This window comes from Pseudomonas sp. RGM2987 (assembly GCF_022952855.1).
Classification (GTDB): domain Bacteria; phylum Pseudomonadota; class Gammaproteobacteria; order Pseudomonadales; family Pseudomonadaceae; genus Aquipseudomonas.
Genome location: NZ_JALJDX010000215.1, coordinates 32,692 through 57,284 on the forward strand (window position 1 = coordinate 32,692; position 24,593 = coordinate 57,284).

Below are 24,593 nucleotides of genomic sequence, written 5' to 3' on the forward strand. Positions count from 1 at the left end.
CCTGGACCAAAATGTGGGAGCGAGCCTGCTCGCGAAGGCGTTGGGTCAGCTGACATGGATGTTGAATGTCAGTCCGCTTTCGCGAGCAAGCCCGCTCCCACAGGGATTCTCTGCTCCCACAGGGATTTGTACTTAGAACTTGAAGCGTCCCACCAGGCCTTTGAGCTGTCCGGAGATGTCTGTCAGCCGGCCCGAACCGCTTTGTGCCAAATGGGCGAATTCTTCGACCAGTTGGGCATCGGCATGGATCTGTGCGATGTGCCGGTTGATGTCTTCGGCCACCTGGTGCTGTTCCTCGGCAGCGGTGGCGATCTGGGTGTTCTGGTCGCGGATCGAATCCACCGAATTGCGGATTTTGTCGAAGCTGTCGCGGGCCTGTTGGATGCGTTCCACACTGGTCTGCGACACTTGCAGGCTGCTTTGCATCTGCTGGGTCACTTCCTGGGTGCGGCGGGCGAGGTTACCCAGCAGGCTGTCGATTTCGCCGGTGGAATCGGCAGTGCGTCGTGCCAGGGCCCGTACTTCGTCGGCTACCACGGCAAATCCGCGACCCTGGTCACCGGCGCGCGCGGCTTCGATGGCGGCGTTGAGGGCCAGCAGGTTGGTTTGTTCGGCAATCGAGCGAATGGTGTCGAGGATGGTGTTGATGTTCTTGCTGTCCTGCTCGAGCGCCTGCATGGTCTGGGTCGATTTTTGCAGGTCGTCACTCAGTTTCAGCACGCTGCCGGTGGCCTCGCCGATGTGATGCTGGCCGTCGTGCACGTCACGGTAGCCGGTGTCCGCGCTGGAGGCGGCCTGGCTGCAGGAGCGGGCGACTTCGTTGGCGGTCGCGACCATTTCGTTGAACGCAGTGCTCACCAGCTCCACCGCCTGACGCTGGCGGCCGGCGGCTTCGTTCATGTTCTGGGCGACTTCGCTGGTATCGGCGGCGGCATTCTGCAGGTCGGAAGAGGCGCTGCCGATGCGCTGCACCAACTGCGCGATCATGCCCAAAAACTGGTTGAACCAGCTTGCCAGGGTGGCAGTTTCGTCCTTGCCCTGCACCGCGAGTTGGCGGGTGAGGTCGCCTTCACCTTCAGCGATCTCTTGCAGGCCGTTCGCCACACCGCGGATCGGACGCACGATCACGCTGGCGAAACTTGCACCGACAATGGCGAACACCACCGCCAGCGCTGCGGCAATGGCGGCGATCAACCAGGTCAGGCTCGAGGCCTCGGCCATGACTTCGTCACGTTTGATCAAGCCAATGAAGCGCCAGCCCAGGCCTTTGGAACTGACCACGTTGGCCATGTACGGCACGCCATCGATCTCGATCTGGGTCACACCGTCACTGCTTTTGGCCAGTTCGGCATAGTTGGGGCCGAGGTCGGCCAGGGGCTTGAAGTTGTGCTTGGCGTCGCTGGGGTCGACCAGCACGTTGCCACTGGCTTCGACCAGCATCAGGTAACCGCTGTCGCCCAGCTTGATGTTCTTGACCAGTTCGGTCAGTTGCTTGAGCGACACGTCCAGGCCGACGACACCCACCAGCTTGCCGCTGGCATCGGCAATGGTATGCACGATACCGATCAACGAAACATCATCCGGTGCCCAATAGTAAGCATCCGTACGCACGGTGGTGCCCGGCGCGGCAATGGCGGCTTTGTACCAGGGGCGAACACGCGGGTCGTAGTTGGAAATCTTCGGGTCGTCAGGCCAGCTGGCATAGCCACCGTCGGCCAGTCCCACGGAAAGATAGGCGGTAGTGGGGTGGCTCTTGGCGAATCTGTCGAAGATCTCCAGCAACTGCTTGTTGGTCTCCGTCAGGGGAATTTGTGCGGCGTCGGCACCGGAATAGTTCTTCAGGTCCTTGGCGCCGACGATCCGCGGATCCTTGGCGAAAAATTCGACGTTCTGACTGATGCCGTCGAAAAAAGTCTTCATGCCGTTGTCGATCTGCCGGATTTCACGACCGCTGCTGTCGAGGAAATTGGTTTTCGCCGCCTCGCGCAGGTTCAGCACGACGAGCACCGCGACCAGGACGACGGGGAGGCAGGCAATGGTCGCGAACGCCCATGTCAGCTTCTGTTTGATGTTCATGAAAACTCCCGCAGGTATTTTTAGTGTTGGGACGGCGGAAACAGTAGCGGTGAGCGTCGCAAATGCTGGAACGAGAGGTAGCGCCCATGCTTACTCTCAGCATATCGACTGACGCGTTGCCCACTTGAGCCCGTTCGGCGCCCCAAGCGCGCCAAACGACTGAAGTGGCGCACGAAGCACTGCCAGCGTCGCAAATCTGGAGGATGGCCGTCTTGGCTCTCGCGAGTGTGCGGGGCGGCGGCGAGTCCTGATGGTTTTCAAAGGATCAACGAGGCCCTATGCCAAGCGCATTCGAGAGCGTACTCAAAAACAAGAACATGGCTTATCAACCGCAGGGCAAGGCCATTGCGGGCCAGGCGCCGACCCGTGTCGCATTCGTCTTGATGGACAATTTCTCGATGATGTCTTTCACCGGCGCGGTGGACGCGCTGGTGACCGCCAACCTGATGAGCGACTCGCCTCTCTATGAAGTGCTGACAGTCGGGGCTTCGGGCCCACAGGTGACCAGTGACCTGGGGATTGTCATTTCCACCGACATCGAGTTGGCGCAGTTGCCGGAAAACCTCGACGTACTGATCGTGGCCGGAGGCTTTCGGGTGAAGTTGCAGGGCATCGCCACGCTGCGCCGCAAGCTGCGCGCCAATGCAACCTGCGGGGCGATCCTGGGTGGGCTGTGGAACGGGGTGTTCTTCGTCGCCGATGCCAATCTGCTGGATGGCTACGAATGCGCCGTCCACCCGGAAAGCCGCGCCATGATGGCGGAGGTCTTTCCCCATGTGAAAGTGTCCAGCCGGGCATACGTGGTGGATCGGGAGCGGGTCAGTTGTGCGGGCGCGAACAGCTCGCTGCGCATGATGCTCCAGTTGATCAGCAAGACGGGCGGGCAGGCGCTGGTGGGTGCCATCGAGGAGATCCTGCGCTGCGACGAGTCAGGCGATGACGCGACGGATCTGCCGCCGGTCTTCGTCGAGACGGATCCGACGCTGCCGGAAAGCCTCAAGCTGGCCCTGGAATTGATGTGGCAAAACGTTGAGGAGCCGTTGACGATCGATGAGCTGGCAGCGTGCGTGAAGATTTCCAAGCGCCAGCTGGAGCGGCGCTTCTGCAGCTTTCTCGGCGCGACGCCGACCCGTTATTACCTGGAATTGCGCCTGACCCGCGCGCGTCAACTCATCCAGCAGACCAATCGGTCCGTGACGGAAATTGCCGTGGCGACCGGTTTCGTCAGTTCGCCGCACTTCCAGCGGCGCTTCAGGGATTTCTTCGGCGTACCGCCGGGCAGCTATCGTTCGGCCGCGGCGCGTAAGCAAGCCTTGCGCTGAAGCCTGGCGAACGAGCAACCTCGTTCACCAGGCTCAAGGCTTGCGCCGGGTCTCATGGCATTTGCGGCAGTTCCTGAGGCCGTAAATCGAACACCAGCACCTCGGCATCCGCGCCGTTGCCCAGGGTCAGCGCCTGTTCAGCACGCACCCGCACGCCATCGCCTTCGTTGAGCTGTACACCGTTGAGCTCAACACGGCCGCGGGCCACATGCACATAGGCATAGCGATCCGCTGCCAGGGTCAGGGTCGCGTTTTCCTCGCCGTCGAACAGGCCGGCATAGACCCGTGCATCCTGGCGCACTTGCAGCGAGCCATCGGCGCCGTCCGGGGAGATGATCAGTTGCAGGCGACCGCGTTTCTGCCCGGCGCTGAAATGCTGTTGCTGGTAGCGCGGCGTGGCACCCACCACATTCGGCACGATCCAGATTTGCAGGAAATGCACCGGCTCGTCCGCGCTGTGGTTGAACTCACTGTGGGCCACGCCACTGCCGGCGCTCATCAGTTGTACGTCGCCTGGGCGGATGACCGAACCGGTGCCGAGGGTGTCCTTGTGTTCCAGTGCGCCTTCGAGCACGTAGGAAAAGATTTCCATGTCGCGGTGCGGGTGCTGGCCGAAGCCTTTCGCGGCGGCGACCCGGTCATCGTTGATCACCAGCAGGTCGGAGAAGCCTTGCTCATTGACGTTGCGGTAGCTGGCGAAGGAAAAGGTGTGGAACGAGGTCAGCCAGCCGTGACGGGCGATGCCGCGGTCCGAAGCTTTGCGAAAGGTCAGCATGATGATTTCTCCTGAGTCAGTGGGCGGTGGCCTGGGCCGTTCGCCGGGTACAGAAGAAGGTTAATGGTTATCGGATTGAGCAATAAGCGGGTGGAAAGTGAAATACTGTCCGCTTTGAGTGGACAATGTATGAAGTCTACCCGGTGGTGCTTCGCTTCGACATAATGGAGGGGCCTGATCTACCGGCCGACTTGACCCCTTGTGGGAGCGGGCTTGCTCGCGAAGAGGGCATCACATTCAACATCTGCATTGACTGCTATACCGTCTTCGCGAGCAAGCCCGCTCCCACAAGGGAAGATGCAATCTGTAGATTGTCAGCCGTCAGGCTTCACCGCGTTTCCCTGGATTTTTTGGCGTTTTACCCATGAAAACCGTTGCAATGGTGCTGTTCCCGGATTTCCTGCTGCTCGACATGGCCGGGCCTCTGGAAGTGTTTTCCATCGCCAATCGATACCTCGAAGCGAACCAACGTTATCAATTACTGACCCTGGGCACCGAGCGCGGGGCGTTGCGGGCGTCCAACGGCGTGATGGTGCAGGCCGACATCCATATTGACCAGGCTTGGGCGGCCTACGATGTGTTGTTGGTGCCGGGCGGGCCAGGGGCCTATGACAATCAGCATCCGGGGCTGCATACCTGGCTGCGGGCCGCCGCGCAGCGGGCGACACGCTACGGTTCCGTTTGCACCGGTGCCTTCGTATTGGGGGAGGCCGGTTTGCTCGATGGCTACCGCGTCACCACCCACTGGCATTACACCGAGCGGCTGATCCGGCGTTTCCCCAAGGCCTTGGTGGAAACCGACAAGATTTTCCTGCAGGACCGGCGCCTGTTCACGTCGGGCGGCGTCACCGCAGGGATCGACCTGGCGCTGTCCATCGTCGCCCAGGATTACGGACGCAAAGTCGCATTGGATGTAGCCAAGGTGCTGCTGGTAGTCATGAAGCGCCAGGGCGGACAGGCGCAGTTCAGTCCGTTGGTAGCGGCGATTGGCGCACAGGAGACGGCCGTCACCCGGGTACAGAACTACGTGATGGAGCATCTTGAGGAACCGTTCACCATCGAGCGCATGGCGGCACTGGCGTCCATGAGTTCGCGGCATTTCGCCCGCACATTCGCCCGCGAAGTGAAGATGACGCCGATGGAGTTCCTGCAAGGGGCGCGTATCGACCGGGCCCGGCAGTTGCTGGAGGGCACTGACTTGCCCCTCAAGACCGTGGCGTTTCGCAGCGGTTTCGGCAGTGTGCGGCACATGCGCTCGCTGTTCAGCGAAAAACTCGGCCTGACCCCGGTGCAGTACCGCCAGCAATTCAGTTGAGTGACAGATGTGTCCGTCCAGGGCACCGATATGTCCGTGATGCGTCCTGTGCCAGCATTGTTCTCTGGTCGTGGGCTGCCAAGATAGACGCGAACCCTCTGGAAAGGATGCGCAGGAGCCGGGGTAGACGCGTTTCGATGACCCACGACGCGATGCCACCACCGGTTATCCGGCACTGGATCGCTGATGAACAGTTTCGTCAAACCCGACACCGAACCGGCGGTGGGCTTCGGCCCGTTTGCCTTCTACCGGCAGCAGCGACTGGTCACCCGCGACGGCGAACCCCTGGCATTGGGCGGGCGGGCGCTGGACATTCTGCAAGTGCTGGTGGAACACGCGGGGGGTTATGTCAGCAAACAAGCACTGATCACCCGGGTCTGGCCGGACAGCGTCGTCGAGGACATCAACCTGCGGGTACACATCGCGGCCCTGCGCCGGGCATTCGTCGATGGGCGCGACGGTTGCCAGTACATCCTCAATGATCCCCGGCAGGGCTATTGTTTTGTCGCACCGGTGATGTCCACGGCACCGATCGAAAAACACAACCTGCCCGCACGCCTGAGCCCGGTCATTGGCCGCGACAAAGTGCTCGGCCGGTTGCTGGCCGAGGTGCCGCGCCAGGGCCTGACCACCGTGACCGGCCCGGGCGGTGTCGGCAAATCCACCGTCGTGCTGCGAGTGGCGGAGCTTTTACTCGAACACTTTGACGACGGCGCCTGGTTTGTCGACCTGACGGCCGTCGCTGATCCCTCCCAGGTCCGCGCCGGCATCGCTTGCACACTGGGTCTTGAGCCCGACGCCTTGAGCCGGCAACTCAAGCCCCGGCGAATGCTGTTGGTGCTCGATGGCTGCGAACACCTGCTCGACGCCTGCCGCGAGCTGGCCCTGGCGTTACGGGCCGCGGCACCGGGTGTGGCGTTGTTGTTGAGCAGCCGCGAAGCGCTGAACCTCGCCGGCGAACATGTGGTGCAACTGCCTGGCCTGGCGTTGGCCTCACCCCTTGAGCCAGAGCATCAGCTACTGGCATGCCCGGCGGTGCAGTTGCTGGTCGAGCGGGTTGGCGCCCGGCAGCAAGGTTTCAAACCCAGTGACCGCGACCTGGTGGCGGTTGCGCAGATCTGCCAGCGGCTGGACGGCTTGCCCCTGGCCCTGGAATTGGCGGCCGCCCAGGTCAGCGCCCTGGGCGTGGCCGGGGTGCTGGAGCAGTTGGATCATGGGCTATCGTTACTGAGTCACGGGCGACGCACAGCGGTGCCCCGTCACCGGAGCCTGGAAGCGCTGCTGGATTGGAGCTTCGAGCGTCTGGATGCCAATGAGCAGGTGCTGTTCCAGCGCCTGGCGGTCTTTGATCGGCCTTTTACCGTCAACGCGGTGAAGGCCGTGGTCAGTTGCCCTGAGCTGGATGCCGAGCAGTTGCCATGGCTACTGTCACGGTTGGCGAGCCAGTCATTGTTGATGGTCGAGCAGTGCGCCAGTGGGGTGCGTTTTCGCTGGCTTCATACCACCCGAGCCTATGCCTTGGAAAAGCTGCGGCGCAGCGGACATTGGCATTCGTATCATCGGCGTTATGTCCTGCAGGACGCCTGGACGCCGGCTCGTTCAAGCCCCGCAGCGTCCAGACAGGGCCTGGAGCAGCGCGTTGGCCTGCACTAGGTCGGGTGTGTCGAAGCCTTCGGTGAAGCGGCGATAGACCGAGTCGAGCAATTGCTGCGCCGCCGACTCGCGACCCTGGCGTTGCCATAGCCGCGCCAGGGACGTGGCGCTGCGCAGCTCCCAGGCCAGGGCGGCTTGATCGCGGGCTATGGCAAGGGCCGCCACCAGTTGTTCCTCCGCACGGCCGTCAACGCACGGCTCGTTCGTGGCCAGCAGGGTTTCGGCGCCGGCCCGCAGGATTTCTGCCGAGCACCAGCCCGCCGCGCCACTGCGGGCGCGTTCGACTTGCGCGTCGTTGACCAGATCGGTGCGTAGGGTCACGACGACATCCCCGATCAACCCGTTGACCGGATTCACCTCAAGGGTGCCACCGTTGAATGCGCTGTCGTAATGGCGGGCCCAGTGATGAAACAGGATCACCGAATGCTTGGTGGCCTGGTATCGCAACATCTCCAGCCGTTCCCGAGCCGTGCCATGATCGCCGTTGTAGTGCGCAATCGCGCAGCCGGCCAACGCCAGGGTGTAGCAGATTGAAGTGCCATGGTTGATCTGCAAGGCGATTTGCAGGGCGAGGTCGGCTGCCCGTCGGGCTCTTTCGGCAAAACCTTGCAGCCAGAGGATGCGCGCCAGGGACGTCAGCGAGGCCACGCTCTGGTCGTACTGTACGCCGAAACCGTGGGTGAAGCGGCTGAGATGGCCGTTCTGGGCCAGGCGCTGGATGACCTGCTCGGCCTCCTGTCGAGCCGCGCCCTGGTCGCCGGCAAAATGCAGCGCCAGCACCCGCAGGCGCTGGGCGCTCAAAGACAGCACCGGGTCGCCCTGGGGGCCGAGCCGGTCGAAATCCTGGCTTTGTTCCAGCGCTTGCCGGTAGTTCCCGCAACTGAGGCTGACCGCCATGTGCCCCGACACCGCCCGCAGTTCGCCGGCGCGGTTCTGGCAGTGCTGCGCCAGTTGCCGAGCGGCGACAAAGGCGCCGATCGTGGCCGGCGTGCCGCCTTCGGTGTGGTAGCTGAAACTGGCGTGGGCCAGCTCCAGGGCCAGGCTCAGCCGGGGACACGGCGCCGGGCTGGCCCGCAGCAACTGCCGGGCCTTGGTGACGTAAAGTCCGTGTTCCTTGACCAGTGACAGTTCCTGCCAGAGGGGCAGGGTGCGTGCAGTCAGGCGCACGGCCACCGTATGCGACCCATCGGGTGCCAGCCCCCGGTCCAGAGCGGCACGGATGTCATCGCGATAGGCCGCGTAGCGCGTGATCCACAGCGGCGTGGGGGTGGTTTCCCAATCGTTTTCGGCTTGCTCCATCAGCGCCAGGCAACGCTCGGCATGGCGTTCCTGGCTGGCCGCCAGTTCACCGGCGGCGGCGAGTTTTTCCAAGGCGTAGCTGCGGGTGGTGTCGAGTAGGCGATAGCGCACTTCTTCGTCGCCAACCTCGACGTTTAGCAGTGATTTGGCGACCAGTTGGCTGATGGACACCAGCACCTGGTCGGGGGCGACATGGGGACCAACGATGACGGCTGCGGCAGACGTCAGGTTGAAACTGCCCATGAACACCGCCAGCCGTCGCAGACAGATCTGTTCGCACACGGTGAGCAAGGCGAAGCTCCAGTCCAGTGTGGCGCGCAGGGTTTGCTGGCGCGGTGCGACGTCGGTATCGGTGTGTAGCAGGGCTACGCTGCCTTGCAGTTGCCGGTGTAGCTCCTCCAACCCGAAGCGGCCCATTTGCGCGGCGGCCAGTTCAATGGCGAGGGGAATCCCGTCCAATCGCTGGCAAATGTCCGCCACCAGAGGCACTTCGAGATCAGTGAGTTCGAAATCCTCCTGACTGGCCATCGCTCGCTCGGCAAACAGTTGCAGCGCCGGGTATTCGAGAGCCGGGTAGCCCTCGATGGGCATCTCACGGGGTGGAAATGCCAGGGAGTCCAGGCGCTGCACGTGCTCGCCTTCGGCCCGCAGGCCTTCACGGCTGGTGGCCAGGATATGCAGGTGCGGGGCGCCGCGCAGCAGGGTTTCGCACAGCTGGGCCACGGCGTCGATCAGGTGCTCGCAGTTGTCGATCACCAGCAGCAGATGCCGTTCCTTGAGCTGGCGGGCGATGGCATCCGGCTGATCAGTGTCCGGCAGTGGCAGATCCAGCAGGACGCACAGGTCGGGAGCGATCATGGCTGGATCGTTGAGCAAGGCCAAATCCAGTAGATAAGTGCCGTCGCGGTAGTGATCGATCAGTCGTTCGGCGACGCGCAGGGCGACGGTGGTCTTGCCGATGCCGCCGGTCCCGACCAGGGTGATGAAGCGCTTGCGCGGCAGCTGTTCCACCAGGCTCTCCACCACCGCCTGGCGCCCGATCATCCGAGTCCGCCGCAGGGGCAGGTTGTGGGTCGCTGACGATGGCGCGATGTCCACCAATGGCGCGAGGGGCTCGGCGGACACTGGCGCGACGAAACTGTAGCCGCGCTGCGCCACGGTGACGATGTAGCGCTGCCCGGCCTGACCGTCCCCCAATGCCTTGCGCAAAGCCGCGACGTGCACCCGCAGGTTGGTGTCTTCCACCACACTCCTGGGCCAGACCCGGGCGATCAGCTGTTGTTTGCTCACCACCTCTGGGGCGTGCTCGAGCAGCACCAGCAGGATCTCCACGGCCCGCCGTCCCAGGCGCAGCGGTTGCCCGCCCTCCAGTACCACACGCTGGCGAGGATGGACCTGGTAAGGGCCGAAATGCACCGTCTGTTCGACGGGCAGGGTGAGGGGTTGGCTCATGGTGCTCTCAATGTGCTTTTCCCGGTGCATGGGCTTTATCCGAGCATGTTCCTCAGGTTTTGCGTTGAGCGCAACGGTGAAGGCGTCTGGCGCAGGCTTTGCGGCGCGCAACCGTGGCGAGGGAGCTTGCTCCCGCTGGGCTGCGAAGCGGCCCTCGAAGTCCGGCTGCTGATCAATCTGACACAGTGAGGTGACAATCCGGGGTTGCTGCGCAACCCAGCGGGAGCAAGCTCCCTCGCCACAAGAGCGGAGGTCATTTAACACTCGGGTTCTGAAAAATTAACAACGTTTAACTCACGCCGCTGTCGCGTCTGACCGGACCATGAAGGCCTCCCAATCACCGCAAGGAAGTCATGCCATGAGCACCTTCATCACCCGCGACGGCACCGAGATCTACTACAAGGACTGGGGCAGTGGGCAGCCGGTGGTGTTCAGCCACGGCTGGCCGTTGAACTCGGACAGCTGGGAAGCGCAGATGATGTTCCTGGCATCCAACGGTTACCGGGTGATTGCTCATGACCGTCGTGGTCACGGACGTTCCAGTCAGCCCTGGGACGGCAACGACATGAACACCTACGCCGATGACTTGGCCGAGCTGATCGAACGCCTGGACTTGAAGGATGCCGTGCTGCTCGGCTTCTCCACCGGCGGTGGCGAAGTGACGCGCTACATCGGTCGCCATGGCGCCGCACGCGTCGCCAAGCTCGGCCTGATTTCAGCGGTGACGCCGTTGATGGTGCGGACCGCGGCCAACCCCGGCGGCTTGCCCGTCGAAGTGTTCGACGGTTTCCGCCAGGCCTCACTGGCTGACCGTTCTCAGCTATACAAAGATGTGGCCAGTGCCTTTTTCGGCGCCAACCGTCCGGGCGCCAAGGTTTCCCAGGGCATGATCGACTGGTTCTGGATGCAAGGCATGCTCGCCGGCCACAAGAACACCTATGACTGCATCAAGGCGTTTTCGGAGACCGATCTGACCGAAGACCTGCGCAACATCGATGTGCCAACCCTCGTGGTGCATGGCGATGATGACCAGGTGGTGCCCATCGAAGCCGCCGGCATCGCCGCCGCCAAGCTGCTCAAGAACTCCCAACTGCTGGTCTACCCCGGCGCGCCCCATGGCCTGACCGATACCCACAAGGACCGGCTGAACGCTGATTTGCTGGCGTTTATCCAGGGCTGAAGGGGGGGCTTGCCCTAATGCCATGAGGCAAGCACAGATTTCATGTGGGAGCGGGCTTGCTCGCGAAAGCGATGTGTCAGTCGACGAAGATGTTGAATGTCGATGCGCCTTCGCGAGCAAGCCCGCTCCCACAGGGACTCCACCGCCCCCTGGAATTCAACAGGATCAAAAAAAACATGAATCGCAACGATCTACGCCGTCTCGACATGAACCTGCTGGTGATTTTCGAGGCGTTGATGTTCGAGAAGAACCTGACCCGCGTCGCCGAAAAGCTGTTCATGGGCCAGCCGGCGGTAAGCGCTGCGTTGGGACGGTTGCGGGATCTGTTCGATGACCCGCTGCTGATCCGTCACGGTCGCGGCATGGAGCCGACCCCACGGGCCTTGGCCATTCTCAAGGAACTGCAACCGGCCATGGACACCATTTCCGGCGCGGTGAGCCGGGCCAAGGCGTTCGATCCGTCCACCAGTTGCGACGTGTTTCGCGTCGGCCTGTCCGACGATGCCGAGTTCGGCCTGTTTCCACCGCTGCTGATGCAACTGCGCGAAGAAGCGCCGGGCATCATCGTGGTGGTGCGCCGGGCCAATTTCTTGCTGATGTCGTCGCTGCTGGCCAGTGGTGAAATCAGCGTCGGCGTCAGCTACACCACCGACCTGCCGGCCAATGCCAAGCGCAAGAAGCTGCGGGATATCCCTTGCAAGGTCCTGCGCGGCGACAAGCGCCCGGGACCGCTGACCTTGGACGAATACTGCGAACGGCCCCATGCCATGGTGTCGTTCTCCGGCGATCTGAGCGGCAACATCGACCTGGACCTGGCGCGTATCGGCCGCACCCGCAAGGTGGTGTTGGCGGTGCCGCAATTCAGTGGCCTGCGGGCCTTGCTGGCCGGCACCGAGCTGATCGCTACCGTGCCTGACTACGCCGCCTGCGCGCTGGTGGAGGGCTGCGGATTGCGCGCCGAAGATCCGCCGTTCGAAATCAATGCCGCTGAATTGTCGATGGTCTGGAGCGGCGTGCACGACAACGACCCCGCCGAACGCTGGCTGCGCTCGCGCATCGCCACGCACATGTCCCAACCGTTGCCGGCGGCCGCTTCGGCGCAGCCGGTCGGAGACCACCGATGAACCTTGCCGATGAACGCCCGTTGCAGGACCTGGGCTTGCTGTTCCTGCGCTTGAGCGGCGCGCTGTTCCTGCTCTGGGTCCATGGGTTGCCGAAGCTGTTGCACTACAGCGTCGAGCTGACCCGGATCGAAGATCCGTTCCATCTCGGTGCTGCACCGACCCTGATCCTGGCGATTTTCGCCGAGGTGCTTTGTCCGTTGCTGATCATGGCTGGCGTCCTGGTGCGCCTGGCCTGCTTGCCCATCCTGTTTTTGCTGGCCGTCGCCCTGCTGGTGGTTCACCCACAGTGGAGCCTGGAAGAAGGGCAGTTCGGCTGGCTGCTGCTGATCATCTTTACCAGCGTCTTGATCGCCGGGCCTGGGCGTCTGGCAATCAACGCGCGTTTTGCTGGAGTGCTTCGCTATGTCTGAATCTCAAACCCTCGAAACCACCGCCAAACCCGGTGCCGATGAAATCGTCACCCTGGTGGTCAAGCACCGGGTCAAGGCCGGTCAGGATGCGGCCTACGAGGCCTGGCTGCGCCGCACCGTGACCGTTGCCGGTGGCTGGCCGGGGCACCTGGGCGTGGATGTGGTCCGGGGCAAGCAGGGCGGGCTGTCGCTGTTCACCTGCGTGCTGCGTTTCCGCTCCACCGAGGCCATGCAACGCTGGCTGGACTCCCCTGAGCGCCGGCAGTTGATCGACGAAGCCACGCCGTTGCTGGCCGACGGTGACCTGACTGAAGTCGGGTCCCACAAGGAGTTCTGGTTCGCCCCGCTGGCCGATGCCTCCACGCCGCCGCCGCGCTGGAAGCAGGCCGTGGTGACGCTGCTGGTGATCTTGCCGCACACCTTGCTGGTGCCGCTGATCTGGGGGCCGGTCCTGCAACTCAACGCGTTCCTGTCCAACTACGTGGTCGCCACGTTCCTGATCACGGTCACCATCGTGCTCTCGGTCTGTTACGTGTGCATGCCGCTGGCGACCCGGTTGTTCGCGCCGTGGCTGGAAGCCTCGAAGGCGCACGAACAGCTGAAACCCTAGCGAACCCCGTTGTGGCGAGGGAGCTTGCCGTGGCGAGGGAGCTTGCTCCCGCTGGGTGGCGCAGCCGCCCCAAAAAGCTCAGGGCCGCTTCGCGCCCCAGCGGGAGCAAGCTCCCTCGCCACGAACCGAATTTATTTTCTGATGTGCTTGCACATCCATTGCTGAAGGAAAATCCGATGAACGCCGATCTGATTCTGTTCAATGGCCAGTTCCACACCGTAGACCGTGAAAACCCCCGTGCCAGCGCCGTCGCCATCAGCCAGGGCAAGTTCGTTGCGGTGGGCACCGACGCCGAGGCCATGGCCTTGCGTGGCAGTGGTACCCAGGTCATCGACCTCAAGGGCCGCACGGTTATCCCCGGGCTCAACGACTCGCACCTGCACCTGATCCGCGGTGGCTTGAACTACAACCTGGAACTGCGTTGGGAAGGCGTGCCGTCCCTGGCCGATGCCTTGCGCATGCTCAAGGACCAAGCCGACCGCACGCCTACGCCTCAATGGGTGCGCGTGGTGGGCGGCTGGAACGAATTCCAGTTCGCCGAAAAACGCATGCCGACCCTGGAGGAACTCAACCAGGCCGCGCCCGATACCCCGGTGTTCGTGTTGCACCTGTATGACCGCGCCTTGCTCAACCGCGCCGCGCTGCGCGTGGCCGGTTACACCCGTGACACGCCGAACCCGCCGGGTGGCGAGATCGTGCGCGACAGCAAGGGCGAGCCGACCGGCATGCTGGTGGCGCGGCCTAACGCAATGATCCTGTATTCGACCCTCGCCAAAGGGCCGAAGCTGCCGCTGGAATATCAGGTCAACTCCACCCGCCAGTTCATGCGTGAACTCAATCGCCTGGGCCTGACCAGCGCCATCGACGCCGGCGGCGGCTTCCAGAACTACCCGGACGATTACGCGGTGATCGAGCAGTTGGCTCGCGAACAGCAGTTGACGGTGCGCATCGCCTACAACCTGTTCACCCAGAAGCCCAAGGAAGAACTCAGCGACTTCAAGAACTGGACCGGCAGCGTCAAGCTGCACCAGGGCGACGACTTCCTGCGGCACAACGGCGCCGGCGAGATGCTGGTGTTCTCGGCAGCGGATTTCGAGGACTTCCTGGAGCCGCGTCCGGACCTGCCGCCAGGCATGGAGCAGGATCTGGAACCGGTGGTGCGCCACCTGGTCGAGCAGCGCTGGCCGTTCCGCCTGCACGCCACCTATGACGAATCCATCAGCCGCATGCTCGATGTGTTCGAGAAGGTCAACCGCGACATCCCGTTCAACGGCCTGCCGTGGTTTTTCGACCATGCCGAGACCATCACGCCGAAGAACATCGAGCGGGTCCGGGCCCTGGGCGGCGGCATCGCGATCCAGGACCGCATGGCGTTCCAGGGTGAGTACTTCGTCGACCGCTACGGCGCCAAGGCCGCCGAAGCCACGCCGCCGATCAAGCGCATGCTCGCCGAAGGCGTGCCGGTGGGCGCCGGCACCGACGCCACCCGGGTGTCGAGCTACAACCCGTGGACCTCGCTGTACTGGATGGTCAGCGGGCGCACCGTCGGCGGCCTGTCGCTGCACGAAGAAGGCCTGCCGCGCCTGACCGCACTGGAGCTGTTTACCCATGGCAGCGCCTGGTTCTCCTCGGAGCAGGGCAAGAAAGGCCAGATCAAGGTCGGCCAACTGGCGGACCTGGCGGCCCTGAGCGCGGATTTCTTCAGCGTCGAGGAAGAAGCCATCAAGTGGATCGAGTCCGTGCTGACCGTGGTCGACGGCAAGGTGGTGTACGCCGCCGGTGACTTCGAAAAACTCGGCCCGGCCAGCGTCCCGGTGCTGCCGGACTGGTCGCCGGTGGTCAAGGTCCCAGGCCACTGGCGCCCGAACTCGCCGTTGCAGGCTCAGGTTCACCAGTGCAGCGGCCCGTGCACCGTGCATTCCCACAGCCATGAACGCGCGCGCCTGTCGAACGTGCCGGTCAGTGATTTCCAAGGCTTCTGGGGCGCGTTCGGCTGTTCGTGCTTTGCGTTCTGACTGAATGATCCATTTCCCCTGTGGGAGCGGGCTTGCTCGCGAAGACGTTGGCGCATCCGACAACTTCGTAATCTGACACACCGCTCTCGCGAGCAAGCCCGCTCCCACAAGGTTTCGTAACATCCATCCAAAGGAGTCATCCCATGAGCAACGTTCCTACCTACAACCGTCTGAACAAAGATGACGCGGTCGTCCTGCTGGTCGATCACCAGACCGGCCTGATTTCCCTGGTCCAGGATTTCTCGCCGAACGAGTTCAAGAACAACGTGCTGGCCCTGGCTGACCTGGCGAAGTTCTTCGAACTGCCGACCATCCTGACCACCAGCTTCGAAAAAGGCCCTAACGGCCCGATCGTACCGGAGCTCAAGGAAATGTTCCCGGACGCGCCGTACATCCCGCGTCCAGGCCAGATCAATGCCTGGGACAACGAAGACTTCGTCAAGGCGATCAAGGCCACCGGCCGCAAGCAACTGATCATCGCTGGCGTAGTAACCGATGTCTGCGTGGCATTCCCGACCCTGTCGGCCCTGGCGGAAGGTTTCGATGTGTTCGTCGTCACCGACGCTTCGGGCACCTTCAACGAAACCGTGCAGCAAGCTGCCTGGGTGCGCATGACCGCTGCCGGCGCGCAGATGATGAACTGGTTCTCGGTGGCCTGTGAGCTGCACCGTGACTGGCGCAACGACATCGAAGGCCTGGGCAACCTGCTGTCCCAGCGCATTCCGAACTACCGCAACCTGATGAACAGCTACTCGGCGTTGACTGCCAAGTAAGCTGAGCTCACTGGCTAAACGGGTGCCCGCCATCGTGCGGGCATCTTTTTGCCTGGCGAAAACCTGTGGCGAGGGGATTTATCCCCGCTGGGCTGCGGAGCAGCCCCAAAGTTGATCGCCTGGTGTGTCAGACTGTTTATCTGAGTCAGTTATCAGGTCTGCTGCGCAGCCCAGCGGGGATAAATCCCCTCGCCACAGGGTTGAGTTCAACCTGAACACCTTTATAAAGTTCTTGATTATTCACCCGCGGATCCCCAATGAACCCCTTCGAAGAAATGCGCATCTTTGCCCAGGTCATGGAGTCGGGCAGTTTCACCGCTGCGGCGGACAAGCTGGGGCTGTCCAAGCAGTTTGTCAGTCGCAGGCTCATGGAGCTGGAGCAGCGCTTGGGTGTGCGTCTGCTCAACCGCTCGACGCGGCGCCTGGATGTCACGCCCCTGGGCCAGCGCTATTACGAGTCGGCGCAGCGCCTGCTGGGTGAGTTGGAACAGGTGGAGCAGGGCATCAGCGGCCAGACCAGCGAGCCCCGTGGCACGATCCGCCTCAGCGCGCCGCTGTCGTTTGCGGTGTCGCACTTGGGCAGCTTGCTGCCGCTGTTTCTGCAGCGCCATCCAGGCGTCAGCGTCGAAGCCGACCTGAGTGACCGTCCGGTGGACTTGCTGGGGGAGGGCTATGACCTGGCGCTGCGCATCGGTGTGCTGGAGGACTCGACCCTGATCGCCCGGCGCATCGCCACCATCGAACGGGTGTACTGCGCCAGCCCGGCCTACCTGGCGCAACGCGGCGCCCCGACACGGCCCGAAGACCTGCGTGAGCATGATTGCCTGCCCTACGGCCACAGCCGTCAGGTCCAGTGGCGTTTCGGCGGCGTCGGCAAGTCGTTGACCCTGGAAGTCACGGGACGGATGCGCGCCAACAACGGCGATGTCCTCAGGGATGCGGCAATCGCCGGCATGGGCGTGACCTATCTGCCGACGTTCATTCTCGGCGATGCGCTGAAGGACGGTCGGTTGATCCAGGTGCTGGCGGGTTTCGAGCCCGAGCCGCTGACGTTGTCGGCGGTGTACCCGCAACATCGGCAAGGCTCACGGCCGGTGCAGGCGCTGGTGGAATTCTTGCGCGAGCAGATGCAATAAAGCGCCGAAACGCGTCCAACCGTCATGGGACGGCTGGAGCGTTCACGGCGCTTGAGCGGATCAGGCGGCGATATTGGCGCTGCTCAATTCTTTCTTGTACTGCGCTTTCATGGCTTCCATCTGTTCACCCAGGGCATCGAGCTTGGCCTTGCCCAGCAGCTTTTTCGCTTCGGGGAACATTTCCTTCTCTTCTTCCTCGATGTGGTGCTCCAGCAGTTCCTTGACCACTTTCACCCGACCGGCGAACTCAGGTTGGGTCGGGTCGGTGGTTTTCAGGTCCGGCAGCACCAGGGAATCGACGGTGCGATGCTCTTCCTTGGCCTCGTAGTACATTTCGGCCTGTTCCTTGCCACCGGCTTCCTTGAAGGCCGGGTACAGAATCTCTTCTTCCAGGCGGGTATGGATAGAGACTTCCATTTCGAGTTTAGCCAACAGGTCAGTGCGTTTCTTCACTGCGCGGTCGGTGGATTCGCTCAGTTGAGTCAGAATGGCTTTGACGCGTTCGTGGTCGGCTTTCAACAGGTCGATGGCGTTCATTAGTAGCTCCTGGCAATTCACGGATGCGGGCCGGCTTCAAGCGCCGACGCCACGTAACAGGTAAATTGCATGAGCCATGCCAGCTGTGATGGTTTTTAAATTCGTTTAAAAACAGTGTGTTGCGATTGTCGCTATTTTTGCCATCGTGCAGGCTGCATGAAGCGGGGCCAAAGTGCCTTGCACTTTGCGTTGCCCTGACCGAAGCCCTGTGGGAGCGAGCCTGCTCGCGATAGCGATTGTGCAGCCAATGATGATGTCGGCTGGTCTGGCCTCATCGCGAGCAGGCTCGCTCCCACAGCGAATTCGCAGCTCAGTTGTCGAGCAACTGCCGAACCCGTCCGGCAATCGCCAGGCAGGACGTCAACCCCGGCGATTCGATGCCGAACAGGTTGATCAGCCCAGGCACCTGATGTTCGGCGGCGCTGCTGATCAGAAAGTCATGGGCAGGTTCGCCGGGTGCCGAAATCTTAGGCCGGATACCGCTGTAGTCGGCGTGCAGGCTCCGGTCCGGCAGGCCCGGCCAGTATGTGCGAATCGCCGGGTAAAACGCTTCGGCCCGGGTCGGGTCGACACGGTAGTCCTGCTTCTCGACCCATTCGACGTCAGGCCCGAAACGCGCCTGGCCCGCCAGGTCCAGGGTCATGTGGATGCCCAGGCCGGCGGCTTCTGGAGCGGGATAGACCAGATGCCGGAACGGCGCCCGCCCGCTGAGGCTGAAGTAGCTGCCCTTGCACAAATAATCGTCCGGCACTGACTGCGGCGACAGGCCTTCGATGCAGCGGGCGAGGGCAGGGGCCTGCAGGCCGGTGGCATTGATCAGTCGCCGACAAGACAAGCCCATCTGCGCCGTGCCGCCCAGCTCTAGCCTAAAGCCATCTGTGGTGACGCATGCACTCAACAGCGGCGTATGGAATGCCACCGTCGCGCCAGCGGCCTCGGCATCGCCCTGCAAGGCCAACATCAGGGCATGGGAATCGACAATCCCGGTCGACGGCGAATACAACGCCGCGACGCACGCCAGCTCCGGCTCCAGCGCTTGCGCCTGCTGTCGGTCGAGCAGACGCAGGTCCTCCACGCCATTGGCCAAACCACGCTCCAACAGAGCCTCGATCCCAGCCACCTGGGTCTCATCCGTGGCAACGATCAGCTTGCCGAGCCGGCGGGTGCTAACGCCATGACTTTCGCAGTAAGCGTATAGCTGGTGCCGGCCTTCGACACACAACTGCGCCTTGAGACTGCCCTGCGGGTAATAGATGCCGGCATGAATGACTTCGGAATTGCGCGAACTGATGACAGTGCCGATGGCACTGGCAGCTTCGATCAACAGCACTTCGTGACCGGCCAGGGCCATTTCCCGGGCCACGGCAAGACCAATGATGCCCGCGCCGGCTATTACACATTCGATGTCGACGCTCAATCTTGTTGCTCCTTCACGAGTGGTCCCTTGGCCGCTTCATGGTAGCTGCACCTGGAAAGTGAGCGTCACCCAGCCTGCAAGACCGTGGCGAGGGAGCTTGCTCCCGCTCGACTGCGCAGCAGTCGCAAAACCACGCAATGGGGCTGCCTGTAGAAATCGATGGGTCTGCTTCGCAGACCAGCGGGAGCAAGCTCCCTCGCCACAAAGGTTCCGGTTACCTCCCGGTAAACACAAGCATAAAAAAAGCCCGTATCTCACGATACGGGCTTTTTCATGGGCTACAGCGATCTGACGATCAACCCGCCAGGCCAGCCTGTTGCACCAGGGTCAGCAACGGCTGCGGGTACACACCGAGGAAGAACGCCAGGACGGCGATAGCCAGCAGCATCACGCCGCCTGCTTTCTGTTCCCAGTGCAACTCGGCGTCGTGGCGGCGCAGGTTCGGTTCCATCAGATACAGGGTGACCATGACGCGCAGGTAGTAGAACACGCCGATGGCACTGCCCAGCACCAGGGAGCCGACCAGCCACCATTGGTGGGCTTCGACGCCGGTGGCGATGATGTAGAACTTGCCGATGAAGCCGGCTGTCAGCGGGATGCCGGCCAGGGACAACATCATCACGGTCAGCACGGCGGTCAGGTACGGACGGCGCCAGAACAGACCACGGTATTCGTACAGGGCGTCGGCGTCGCGGCCGTTGTACGGCGAGGACATCAGGGTGATCACGCCGAACGCGCCAAGGCTGGTGATCACGTAGGTGACCAGGTACACGCCGATGGCTTCCACGGCCAGGCCTTTGCTGGCGATCAGGGCGATAAGCAGGTAGCCGAAGTGGGCGATGGACGAGTAACCCAGCAGACGCTTGAGGTTGCTCTGGGTCAGTGCCAGCAGGTTACCGAACAGGATCGACGCGATGGCGATGATGGTCAGTACGTTGCTCAGCACGCCGCTGCTGGCCACTGGCGACATCTGGAACAGTCGCACCATGACCGCGAACACCGCCACTTTCGACGCGGTGGCGAGGAACGCCGCCACTGGCGCCGGGGCGCCTTCGTAGACGTCCGGGGTCCAGAGGTGGAAGGGCACCAGCGACAGCTTGAACGCCAGGCCGATCAGCATCATGCCCAGGCCCAGTTGCGCGATCGGGCTTGGTAGGCCGGTGGCCGCCAGGGCCTGGCCGATGCCGACGAAGCTCAGGGTGCCGGCTTCGGCATACAGCAGCGCCATGCCGAACAACAGGAACGCGGAACCGGCCGCCGACAGCACCATGTACTTGATGCCGGCTTCCAGCGAGCGCTTGTTGAAGAAGGCGTAGGCCACCAGGCCATAGACCGGTACCGACAGCAGTTCCAGGCCGATGAACAGGCTGGCCAGGTGCTGTGCGCCGACCAGCACCAGGCCACCGGCGGCGGCCATCAGGATCAGCAGGTACAGTTCTTCGCGGTTGCCCGGGTAACCCGAGCCGCCATCGCCCAGGTAGGCGTGGGCGAGGGTGACGCAGGCCAGGGTGGCGACCAGGATCAACGCCATGTAAAGGCAGGCGAAGCTGTCGATCTGGATCAGCGGCGTGACCGCCAACGGTGCGACTTTCAGGGCCGGCAGGATCGACAGCAGGGCCAGGTTCAGCCCCGCCACCGACAGCAGGAAGGTCTGGGCGTGATTGCGGCGCCAGGCGATCGCCAGCATCACCACGATGATCGTGGCGCTGGTGATCAACAGCGGCGCAAGCGCGATAAAGTGTTGAATCGTGAATTCCATAGCGCTCTTACCGGGCCGAAGCGAGTTGAGAGAAGGCGGTGCCGAGCCACTGCTGCACGCCATGCATCGTGGCGGCAGAGGTGTCGAGGAACGGTTGCGGGGACACGCCGAGGTACACCAGCAGCACCGCAAGGCCAAGCACCATGATCAGTTCGCGACCGTCCATGCCGCGCAGCACTTCGTCCGACTTGGACGGGCCGAAGTAGGCGCGGTGGATCATGATCAGCGAGTAGACCGAACCGAACACCAGGCCGGAGGTGGCGATGGCGGTGATCCACGGTGCGCTGACGAACGAACCGATCAGGATCAGGAACTCGCCGACGAAGTTACCGGTGCCCGGCAAGCCCAGGGAAGCGGCAGCGAAGAACAGGCTGATGGCCGGCAGGTAGGCGATGCGCGACCACAGGCCACCCATCTCACGCATGTCCCGGGTGTGCAGGCGTTCGTACAACTGGCCGCTGAGGATAAACAGCGCCGCCGCCGACAGACCGTGGGCCAGCATCTGGATCACCGCGCCTTGCAGGGCCAACTGGCTGCCGGAGTAGATCCCGATCAGCACGAAGCCCATGTGCGAGACGCTGGAGAACGCGATCAGGCGCTTGATGTCGGTCTGGGCGAACGCGAGGAACGCACCGTAGAAAATCCCGATCAGGCCCAGGGTCATGGCAATCGGCGCGAACTCGGCCGAGGCGTTGGGGAACATCGGCAGGGCAAAGCGCAGCAGGCCATAGGCCGCGGTCTTGAGCAGGATACCGGCCAGGTCGACGGAACCTGCGGTCGGCGCCTGGGCGTGGGCGTCCGGCAGCCAGGAGTGGAACGGTACCACCGGCAGCTTCACCGCGAAGGCGATGAAGAAGCCGAGCATCAGCACGTACTCGGTGGTGCGCGACATCTGCACTTTCAACAGGTCGGCGTAGTTGAAGGTGATCACGCCGGTGTTGTTGAAGTTCACCAGTACCAGGCCGAGGATCGCCACCAACATGATCAGGCCGGAAGCCTGGGTGAAGATGAAGAACTTGGTGGCCGCGTAGATCCGGGTTTTCTTGCCGTCCGCCGAGCTGTGACCCCAGAGCGCGATGAGGAAGTACATCGGCACCAGCATCATTTCCCAGAAGAAGAAGAACATGAACAGGTCCAACGCCAGGAACACGCCGACGACACCGCCCAGGATCCACATCAGGTTCAGGTGGAAGAAGCCGACGTGGCGCTGGATCTCTTTCCAGGAGCACAGGACCGAGAGTATACCCAGCAGGCCGGTCAGCAGGATCATCAGCAGCGACAGGCCGTCGAGGGCCAGGTGCACGCTGATACCGAAGCGCTCAATCCACAGGTGCTTGAATTCAAGCGCCCAGATTGGATTGGCGCCAGGCGCCGGGGCAAATGAATAGTCGCCGGTCGCCCACAGCCAGAGGCCGAGCGCGAGTTCCAGGGACATGGTCAGCAGCGCAATCCAGCGCGGGAGCGTGGAGCTGGAACGCTCCGCGATCCAGCACAGCAGGCCGCCGATGAAGGGGATCAGGATTAGCCAGGGCAGAATCATGACGGGCTCGTTTCCTTTCGCAAGTTCGCAAGGTTCATATCAGACCGCTACCAGCACGATGGCGCCGATAACCAGCACGGCGCCAGCCGCCATGGAAGCCGCATACCAACGCAGTTGACCGGTCTCGGTACGGCTCAGGGCAGTGTGGCCGCCCTTGGCCATGCGCGGGATCAGGCCAATGGTCTGGTCGAGCGGGTCTTTGCGCAGAATGTGGCTGATCGCAAGGTATGGCTTGACGAACAGTTTGTCGTAGATCCAGTCGAAGCCCCAGGCAGCGAACCACCAGGCCGAAAGGACACGGCCCAGGCCGCTGTTGGCGATGGCCGTGACGAAACGCCGCTTGCCCAGGAACAGCAGCGCCGACAGCAGGATACCGGCCAGGGCGATGGCGCCCGAAGCGATTTCCAGGCTGTGCTTGGCTTCGCCGCCGGCATGGCCGACGCTTTGTGGCAGCACGCCGTGCAGCGGTGGGGTGATCATCGCGCCGACGAAGGTCGACAATACGATCAGCACCGACAGCGGCAGCCAGTGGGCGATGCCATGGCCGGCGTGGGCTTCGGTCTTGGCTTCACCGTGGAACGCGATGAAGATCAGGCGGAAGGTGTACAGCGAGGTCATGAACGCACCCACCAGGCCGGCATACAGCAGGGCCTGGTTACCGCTGGCGAACGCTTCCCAGAGGATCTCGTCCTTGGAGTAGAAACCGGCGGTGACCAGCGGCAGGGCCGCGAGGGCCGCGCCGCCGACGATGAAGCTGGCGTAGGCCAATGGCAGTTTCTTCCACAGGCCGCCCATCTTGAAGATGTTCTGCTCGTGGTGGCAGGCGACGATCACCGCACCGGAGGCAAGGAACAGCAGGGCCTTGAAGAACGCGTGGGTCATCAGGTGGAAGATCGCGCCTTCCCAGGCGCCGACGCCCAGGGCCAGGAACATGTAGCCGATCTGGCTCATGGTCGAGTAGGCGAGGATCCGCTTGATGTCGGTCTGCACCAGCGCGGCAAAGCCGGCCAGGACCAGGGTCACGCCACCGACGATGCCGACCAGGTGCAGGATGTCCGGAGCCAGGGCAAACAGACCGTGGGTACGGGCGATCAGGTAGACGCCGGCGGTCACCATGGTTGCCGCGTGGATCAGCGCCGAGACCGGGGTAGGGCCGGCCATCGCATCCGCCAACCAGGTTTGCAGCGGCAGTTGCGCGGATTTACCGACCGCGCCGCCCAGCAGCATCAGGGTCGCCAGGACGATCCAGAAGTCGCCGGTCTTGAAGTGCTCCGGCGCACGTACCAGCAGTTCCTGGATGTTCAGCGTACCCAGTTGCTGGAACAGGATGAACAGGCCGATGGCCATGAACACGTCGCCGATGCGGGTCACGATGAAGGCCTTGAGTGCCGCGTTACCGTTGTTGCGGTTGCTGTAGTAGAAACCGATCAACAGGTACGAGCACAGGCCCACGCCTTCCCAGCCGAAGTACAGGAACAACAGGTTATCGCCGAGCACCAGGAACAGCATGCTGGCGATGAACAGGTTGGTGTAGGCGAAGAAGCGCGAGTAACCGGCTTCACCGCGCATGTACCAGGACGCGAACAGGTGGATCAGGAAACCCACGCCGACCACCACGCCGAGCATGGTGATCGACAGGCCGTCCAGGTACAGGGCGAAGTTCGGCGTGAAGCCTTCCACCGCCATCCACCGCCACAGCACTTGCACGTAGACACCGCCTTCGGGCGGGGCAACGTTGAATTGCCAGATCACGTAGGCCGCGACAATGGCAGACAGGCCGATGGAGCCGACGCCAACCAGCGCCGAGAGGTTTTCCGACCAGCGTCCACGGGAGAACGACAGCAGCAGGAAACCGATGAGGGGAAATACGAAAGTCAGAAAGATCAGGTTCATCCGCGCATCTCACTGGCAGCGTCAATATCCAGAGTGTGGAAGCGGCGATACAGCTGCAACAGGATCGCCAGGCCGATACTGGCCTCGGCGGCTGCCAGGCTGATCACCAGGATGAACATGATCTGTCCATCCGGCTGCGCCCAGCGAGCGCCCGCGACGATGAAGGCCAGGGCGGAGGCGTTCATCATCACCTCCAGGCTCATCAGCACGAACAGAATGTTGCGGCGGACCATCAGGCCGACCAGACCGAGACAGAACAGGATGCCGGCAACCGCCAGACCATGCTCGAGAGGGATAGCAGGCATGT

At 62.9% G+C, this 24,593-nt stretch carries 19 protein-coding genes; 10 read left to right on the plus strand and 9 right to left on the minus strand.

Annotated features, from left to right (window positions below; translation table 11 throughout):
• Positions 1-132 precede the first annotated feature (132 nt).
• Positions 133-2,076, minus strand: coding sequence for a methyl-accepting chemotaxis protein (locus RGM2987_RS21355; protein WP_245144809.1), 1,944 nt, complete (start codon positions 2,074-2,076; stop codon positions 133-135).
• 278 nt (positions 2,077-2,354) lie between these two features.
• On the opposite strand from RGM2987_RS21355, the gene RGM2987_RS21360 reads away from it, so the two are divergent.
• Positions 2,355-3,398, plus strand: a complete 1,044-nt coding sequence (locus RGM2987_RS21360; protein WP_245144810.1) for a GlxA family transcriptional regulator — start codon at positions 2,355-2,357, stop codon at positions 3,396-3,398.
• A gap of 52 nt (positions 3,399-3,450) precedes the next feature.
• Here RGM2987_RS21360 and RGM2987_RS21365 read toward each other — a convergent pair whose 3' ends face one another.
• Positions 3,451-4,173 carry a pirin family protein gene (locus RGM2987_RS21365; RefSeq protein WP_245144811.1) on the minus strand — a complete coding sequence of 241 codons (723 nt, stop codon included), beginning with the start codon at positions 4,171-4,173 and terminating at the stop codon, positions 3,451-3,453.
• 364 nt (positions 4,174-4,537) lie between these two features.
• On the opposite strand from RGM2987_RS21365, the gene RGM2987_RS21370 reads away from it, so the two are divergent.
• Together RGM2987_RS21370 and RGM2987_RS21375 are read left to right on the plus strand one after the other, a co-directional pair.
• Positions 4,538-5,488, plus strand: coding sequence for a GlxA family transcriptional regulator (locus tag RGM2987_RS21370; protein ID WP_245144812.1), 951 nt, complete (start codon positions 4,538-4,540; stop codon positions 5,486-5,488).
• Positions 5,489-5,674: 186 nt separating this feature from the next.
• Entirely contained in the window at positions 5,675-7,141 is a 1,467-nt protein-coding gene (locus tag RGM2987_RS21375; RefSeq protein WP_245144813.1) for a winged helix-turn-helix domain-containing protein, read from the plus strand.
• On the opposite strand, the gene RGM2987_RS21380 is transcribed toward RGM2987_RS21375, so the two are convergent.
• The gene (locus tag RGM2987_RS21380) at positions 7,088-9,892 is read right to left on the minus strand and encodes a winged helix-turn-helix domain-containing protein (RefSeq protein ID WP_245144814.1); all 2,805 of its coding nucleotides are present in this window, start codon (positions 9,890-9,892) and stop codon (positions 7,088-7,090) included. The two genes, RGM2987_RS21375 and RGM2987_RS21380, sit on opposite strands and share 54 nt — an antisense overlap.
• 358 nt (positions 9,893-10,250) lie before the next feature.
• On the opposite strand from RGM2987_RS21380, the gene RGM2987_RS21385 reads away from it, so the two are divergent.
• From RGM2987_RS21385 to RGM2987_RS21415, 7 genes are all read left to right on the plus strand, one after another.
• Positions 10,251-11,072: an alpha/beta hydrolase gene (locus RGM2987_RS21385; RefSeq protein ID WP_245144815.1), complete on the plus strand. Its 822-nt coding sequence runs from the start codon at positions 10,251-10,253 to the stop codon at positions 11,070-11,072.
• Positions 11,073-11,248: 176 nt separating this feature from the next.
• The gene (locus RGM2987_RS21390; RefSeq protein ID WP_245144816.1) at positions 11,249-12,196 is read left to right on the plus strand and encodes a LysR family transcriptional regulator; all 948 of its coding nucleotides are present in this window, start codon (positions 11,249-11,251) and stop codon (positions 12,194-12,196) included.
• Positions 12,193-12,606 (plus strand): DoxX family protein, encoded by a 414-nt coding sequence (locus RGM2987_RS21395; protein ID WP_245144817.1) that lies wholly within the window; start codon positions 12,193-12,195, stop codon positions 12,604-12,606. The genes RGM2987_RS21390 and RGM2987_RS21395 overlap by 4 nt, the downstream gene beginning before the upstream one ends.
• Positions 12,599-13,216, plus strand: a complete 618-nt coding sequence (locus tag RGM2987_RS21400) for an antibiotic biosynthesis monooxygenase (RefSeq protein ID WP_245144818.1) — start codon at positions 12,599-12,601, stop codon at positions 13,214-13,216. Before RGM2987_RS21395 ends, RGM2987_RS21400 begins: the two co-directional genes overlap by 8 nt.
• Before the next feature lie 176 nt (positions 13,217-13,392).
• The gene (locus tag RGM2987_RS21405; protein ID WP_245144819.1) at positions 13,393-15,231 is read left to right on the plus strand and encodes an amidohydrolase; all 1,839 of its coding nucleotides are present in this window, start codon (positions 13,393-13,395) and stop codon (positions 15,229-15,231) included.
• A gap of 143 nt (positions 15,232-15,374) precedes the next feature.
• Entirely contained in the window at positions 15,375-16,004 is a 630-nt protein-coding gene (ycaC, locus tag RGM2987_RS21410; RefSeq protein ID WP_245144820.1) for an isochorismate family cysteine hydrolase YcaC, read from the plus strand.
• A gap of 257 nt (positions 16,005-16,261) precedes the next feature.
• Positions 16,262-17,140 carry a LysR family transcriptional regulator gene (locus RGM2987_RS21415; RefSeq protein WP_245144821.1) on the plus strand — a complete coding sequence of 293 codons (879 nt, stop codon included), beginning with the start codon at positions 16,262-16,264 and terminating at the stop codon, positions 17,138-17,140.
• Positions 17,141-17,200: 60 nt separating this feature from the next.
• Here the strand turns inward: RGM2987_RS21415 and RGM2987_RS21420 are convergent, their stop codons facing one another.
• The 6 genes from RGM2987_RS21420 to nuoK form a co-directional block, all read right to left on the minus strand.
• Positions 17,201-17,677 carry a hemerythrin domain-containing protein gene (locus tag RGM2987_RS21420; RefSeq protein ID WP_245144822.1) on the minus strand — a complete coding sequence of 159 codons (477 nt, stop codon included), beginning with the start codon at positions 17,675-17,677 and terminating at the stop codon, positions 17,201-17,203.
• A 310-nt stretch (positions 17,678-17,987) separates the two neighbouring features.
• Positions 17,988-19,094, minus strand: a complete 1,107-nt coding sequence (locus RGM2987_RS21425; RefSeq protein ID WP_245144823.1) for an NAD(P)/FAD-dependent oxidoreductase — start codon at positions 19,092-19,094, stop codon at positions 17,988-17,990.
• Between the two features lie 295 nt (positions 19,095-19,389).
• Complete coding sequence (gene nuoN, locus RGM2987_RS21430; protein WP_245144824.1) at positions 19,390-20,853, minus strand: NADH-quinone oxidoreductase subunit NuoN; 1,464 nt, start codon at positions 20,851-20,853, stop codon at positions 19,390-19,392.
• 7 nt (positions 20,854-20,860) lie between these two features.
• Positions 20,861-22,393, minus strand: a complete 1,533-nt coding sequence (gene nuoM, locus RGM2987_RS21435) for an NADH-quinone oxidoreductase subunit M (protein ID WP_245144825.1) — start codon at positions 22,391-22,393, stop codon at positions 20,861-20,863.
• 39 nt (positions 22,394-22,432) lie between these two features.
• Positions 22,433-24,286, minus strand: coding sequence for an NADH-quinone oxidoreductase subunit L (gene nuoL, locus RGM2987_RS21440; RefSeq protein WP_245144826.1), 1,854 nt, complete (start codon positions 24,284-24,286; stop codon positions 22,433-22,435).
• Positions 24,283-24,591: an NADH-quinone oxidoreductase subunit NuoK gene (nuoK, locus tag RGM2987_RS21445; RefSeq protein WP_003180046.1), complete on the minus strand. Its 309-nt coding sequence runs from the start codon at positions 24,589-24,591 to the stop codon at positions 24,283-24,285. Before nuoK ends, nuoL begins: the two co-directional genes overlap by 4 nt.
• Positions 24,592-24,593: the final 2 nt, after the last annotated feature.

Excerpts from the sequence above, each read along its gene's own strand:
- RGM2987_RS21355 (WP_245144809.1), bottom strand. The coding sequence starts at position 2,076 with ATGAACATCAAACAGAAGCTGACATGGGCGTTCGCGACCATTGCCTGC.
- RGM2987_RS21360 (WP_245144810.1), top strand. The coding sequence starts at position 2,355 with ATGCCAAGCGCATTCGAGAGCGTACTCAAAAACAAGAACATGGCTTAT.
- RGM2987_RS21365 (WP_245144811.1), bottom strand. The coding sequence starts at position 4,173 with ATGCTGACCTTTCGCAAAGCTTCGGACCGCGGCATCGCCCGTCACGGC.
- RGM2987_RS21370 (WP_245144812.1), top strand. The coding sequence starts at position 4,538 with ATGAAAACCGTTGCAATGGTGCTGTTCCCGGATTTCCTGCTGCTCGAC.
- RGM2987_RS21375 (WP_245144813.1), top strand. The coding sequence starts at position 5,675 with ATGAACAGTTTCGTCAAACCCGACACCGAACCGGCGGTGGGCTTCGGC.
- RGM2987_RS21380 (WP_245144814.1), bottom strand. The coding sequence starts at position 9,892 with ATGAGCCAACCCCTCACCCTGCCCGTCGAACAGACGGTGCATTTCGGC.
- RGM2987_RS21385 (WP_245144815.1), top strand. The coding sequence starts at position 10,251 with ATGAGCACCTTCATCACCCGCGACGGCACCGAGATCTACTACAAGGAC.
- RGM2987_RS21390 (WP_245144816.1), top strand. The coding sequence starts at position 11,249 with ATGAATCGCAACGATCTACGCCGTCTCGACATGAACCTGCTGGTGATT.
- RGM2987_RS21395 (WP_245144817.1), top strand. The coding sequence starts at position 12,193 with ATGAACCTTGCCGATGAACGCCCGTTGCAGGACCTGGGCTTGCTGTTC.
- RGM2987_RS21400 (WP_245144818.1), top strand. The coding sequence starts at position 12,599 with ATGTCTGAATCTCAAACCCTCGAAACCACCGCCAAACCCGGTGCCGAT.
- RGM2987_RS21405 (WP_245144819.1), top strand. The coding sequence starts at position 13,393 with ATGAACGCCGATCTGATTCTGTTCAATGGCCAGTTCCACACCGTAGAC.
- ycaC (WP_245144820.1), top strand. The coding sequence starts at position 15,375 with ATGAGCAACGTTCCTACCTACAACCGTCTGAACAAAGATGACGCGGTC.
- RGM2987_RS21415 (WP_245144821.1), top strand. The coding sequence starts at position 16,262 with ATGAACCCCTTCGAAGAAATGCGCATCTTTGCCCAGGTCATGGAGTCG.
- RGM2987_RS21420 (WP_245144822.1), bottom strand. The coding sequence starts at position 17,677 with ATGAACGCCATCGACCTGTTGAAAGCCGACCACGAACGCGTCAAAGCC.
- nuoN (WP_245144824.1), bottom strand. The coding sequence starts at position 20,853 with ATGGAATTCACGATTCAACACTTTATCGCGCTTGCGCCGCTGTTGATC.
- nuoM (WP_245144825.1), bottom strand. The coding sequence starts at position 22,393 with ATGATTCTGCCCTGGCTAATCCTGATCCCCTTCATCGGCGGCCTGCTG.
- nuoL (WP_245144826.1), bottom strand. The coding sequence starts at position 24,286 with ATGAACCTGATCTTTCTGACTTTCGTATTTCCCCTCATCGGTTTCCTG.
- nuoK (WP_003180046.1), bottom strand. The coding sequence starts at position 24,591 with ATGCCTGCTATCCCTCTCGAGCATGGTCTGGCGGTTGCCGGCATCCTG.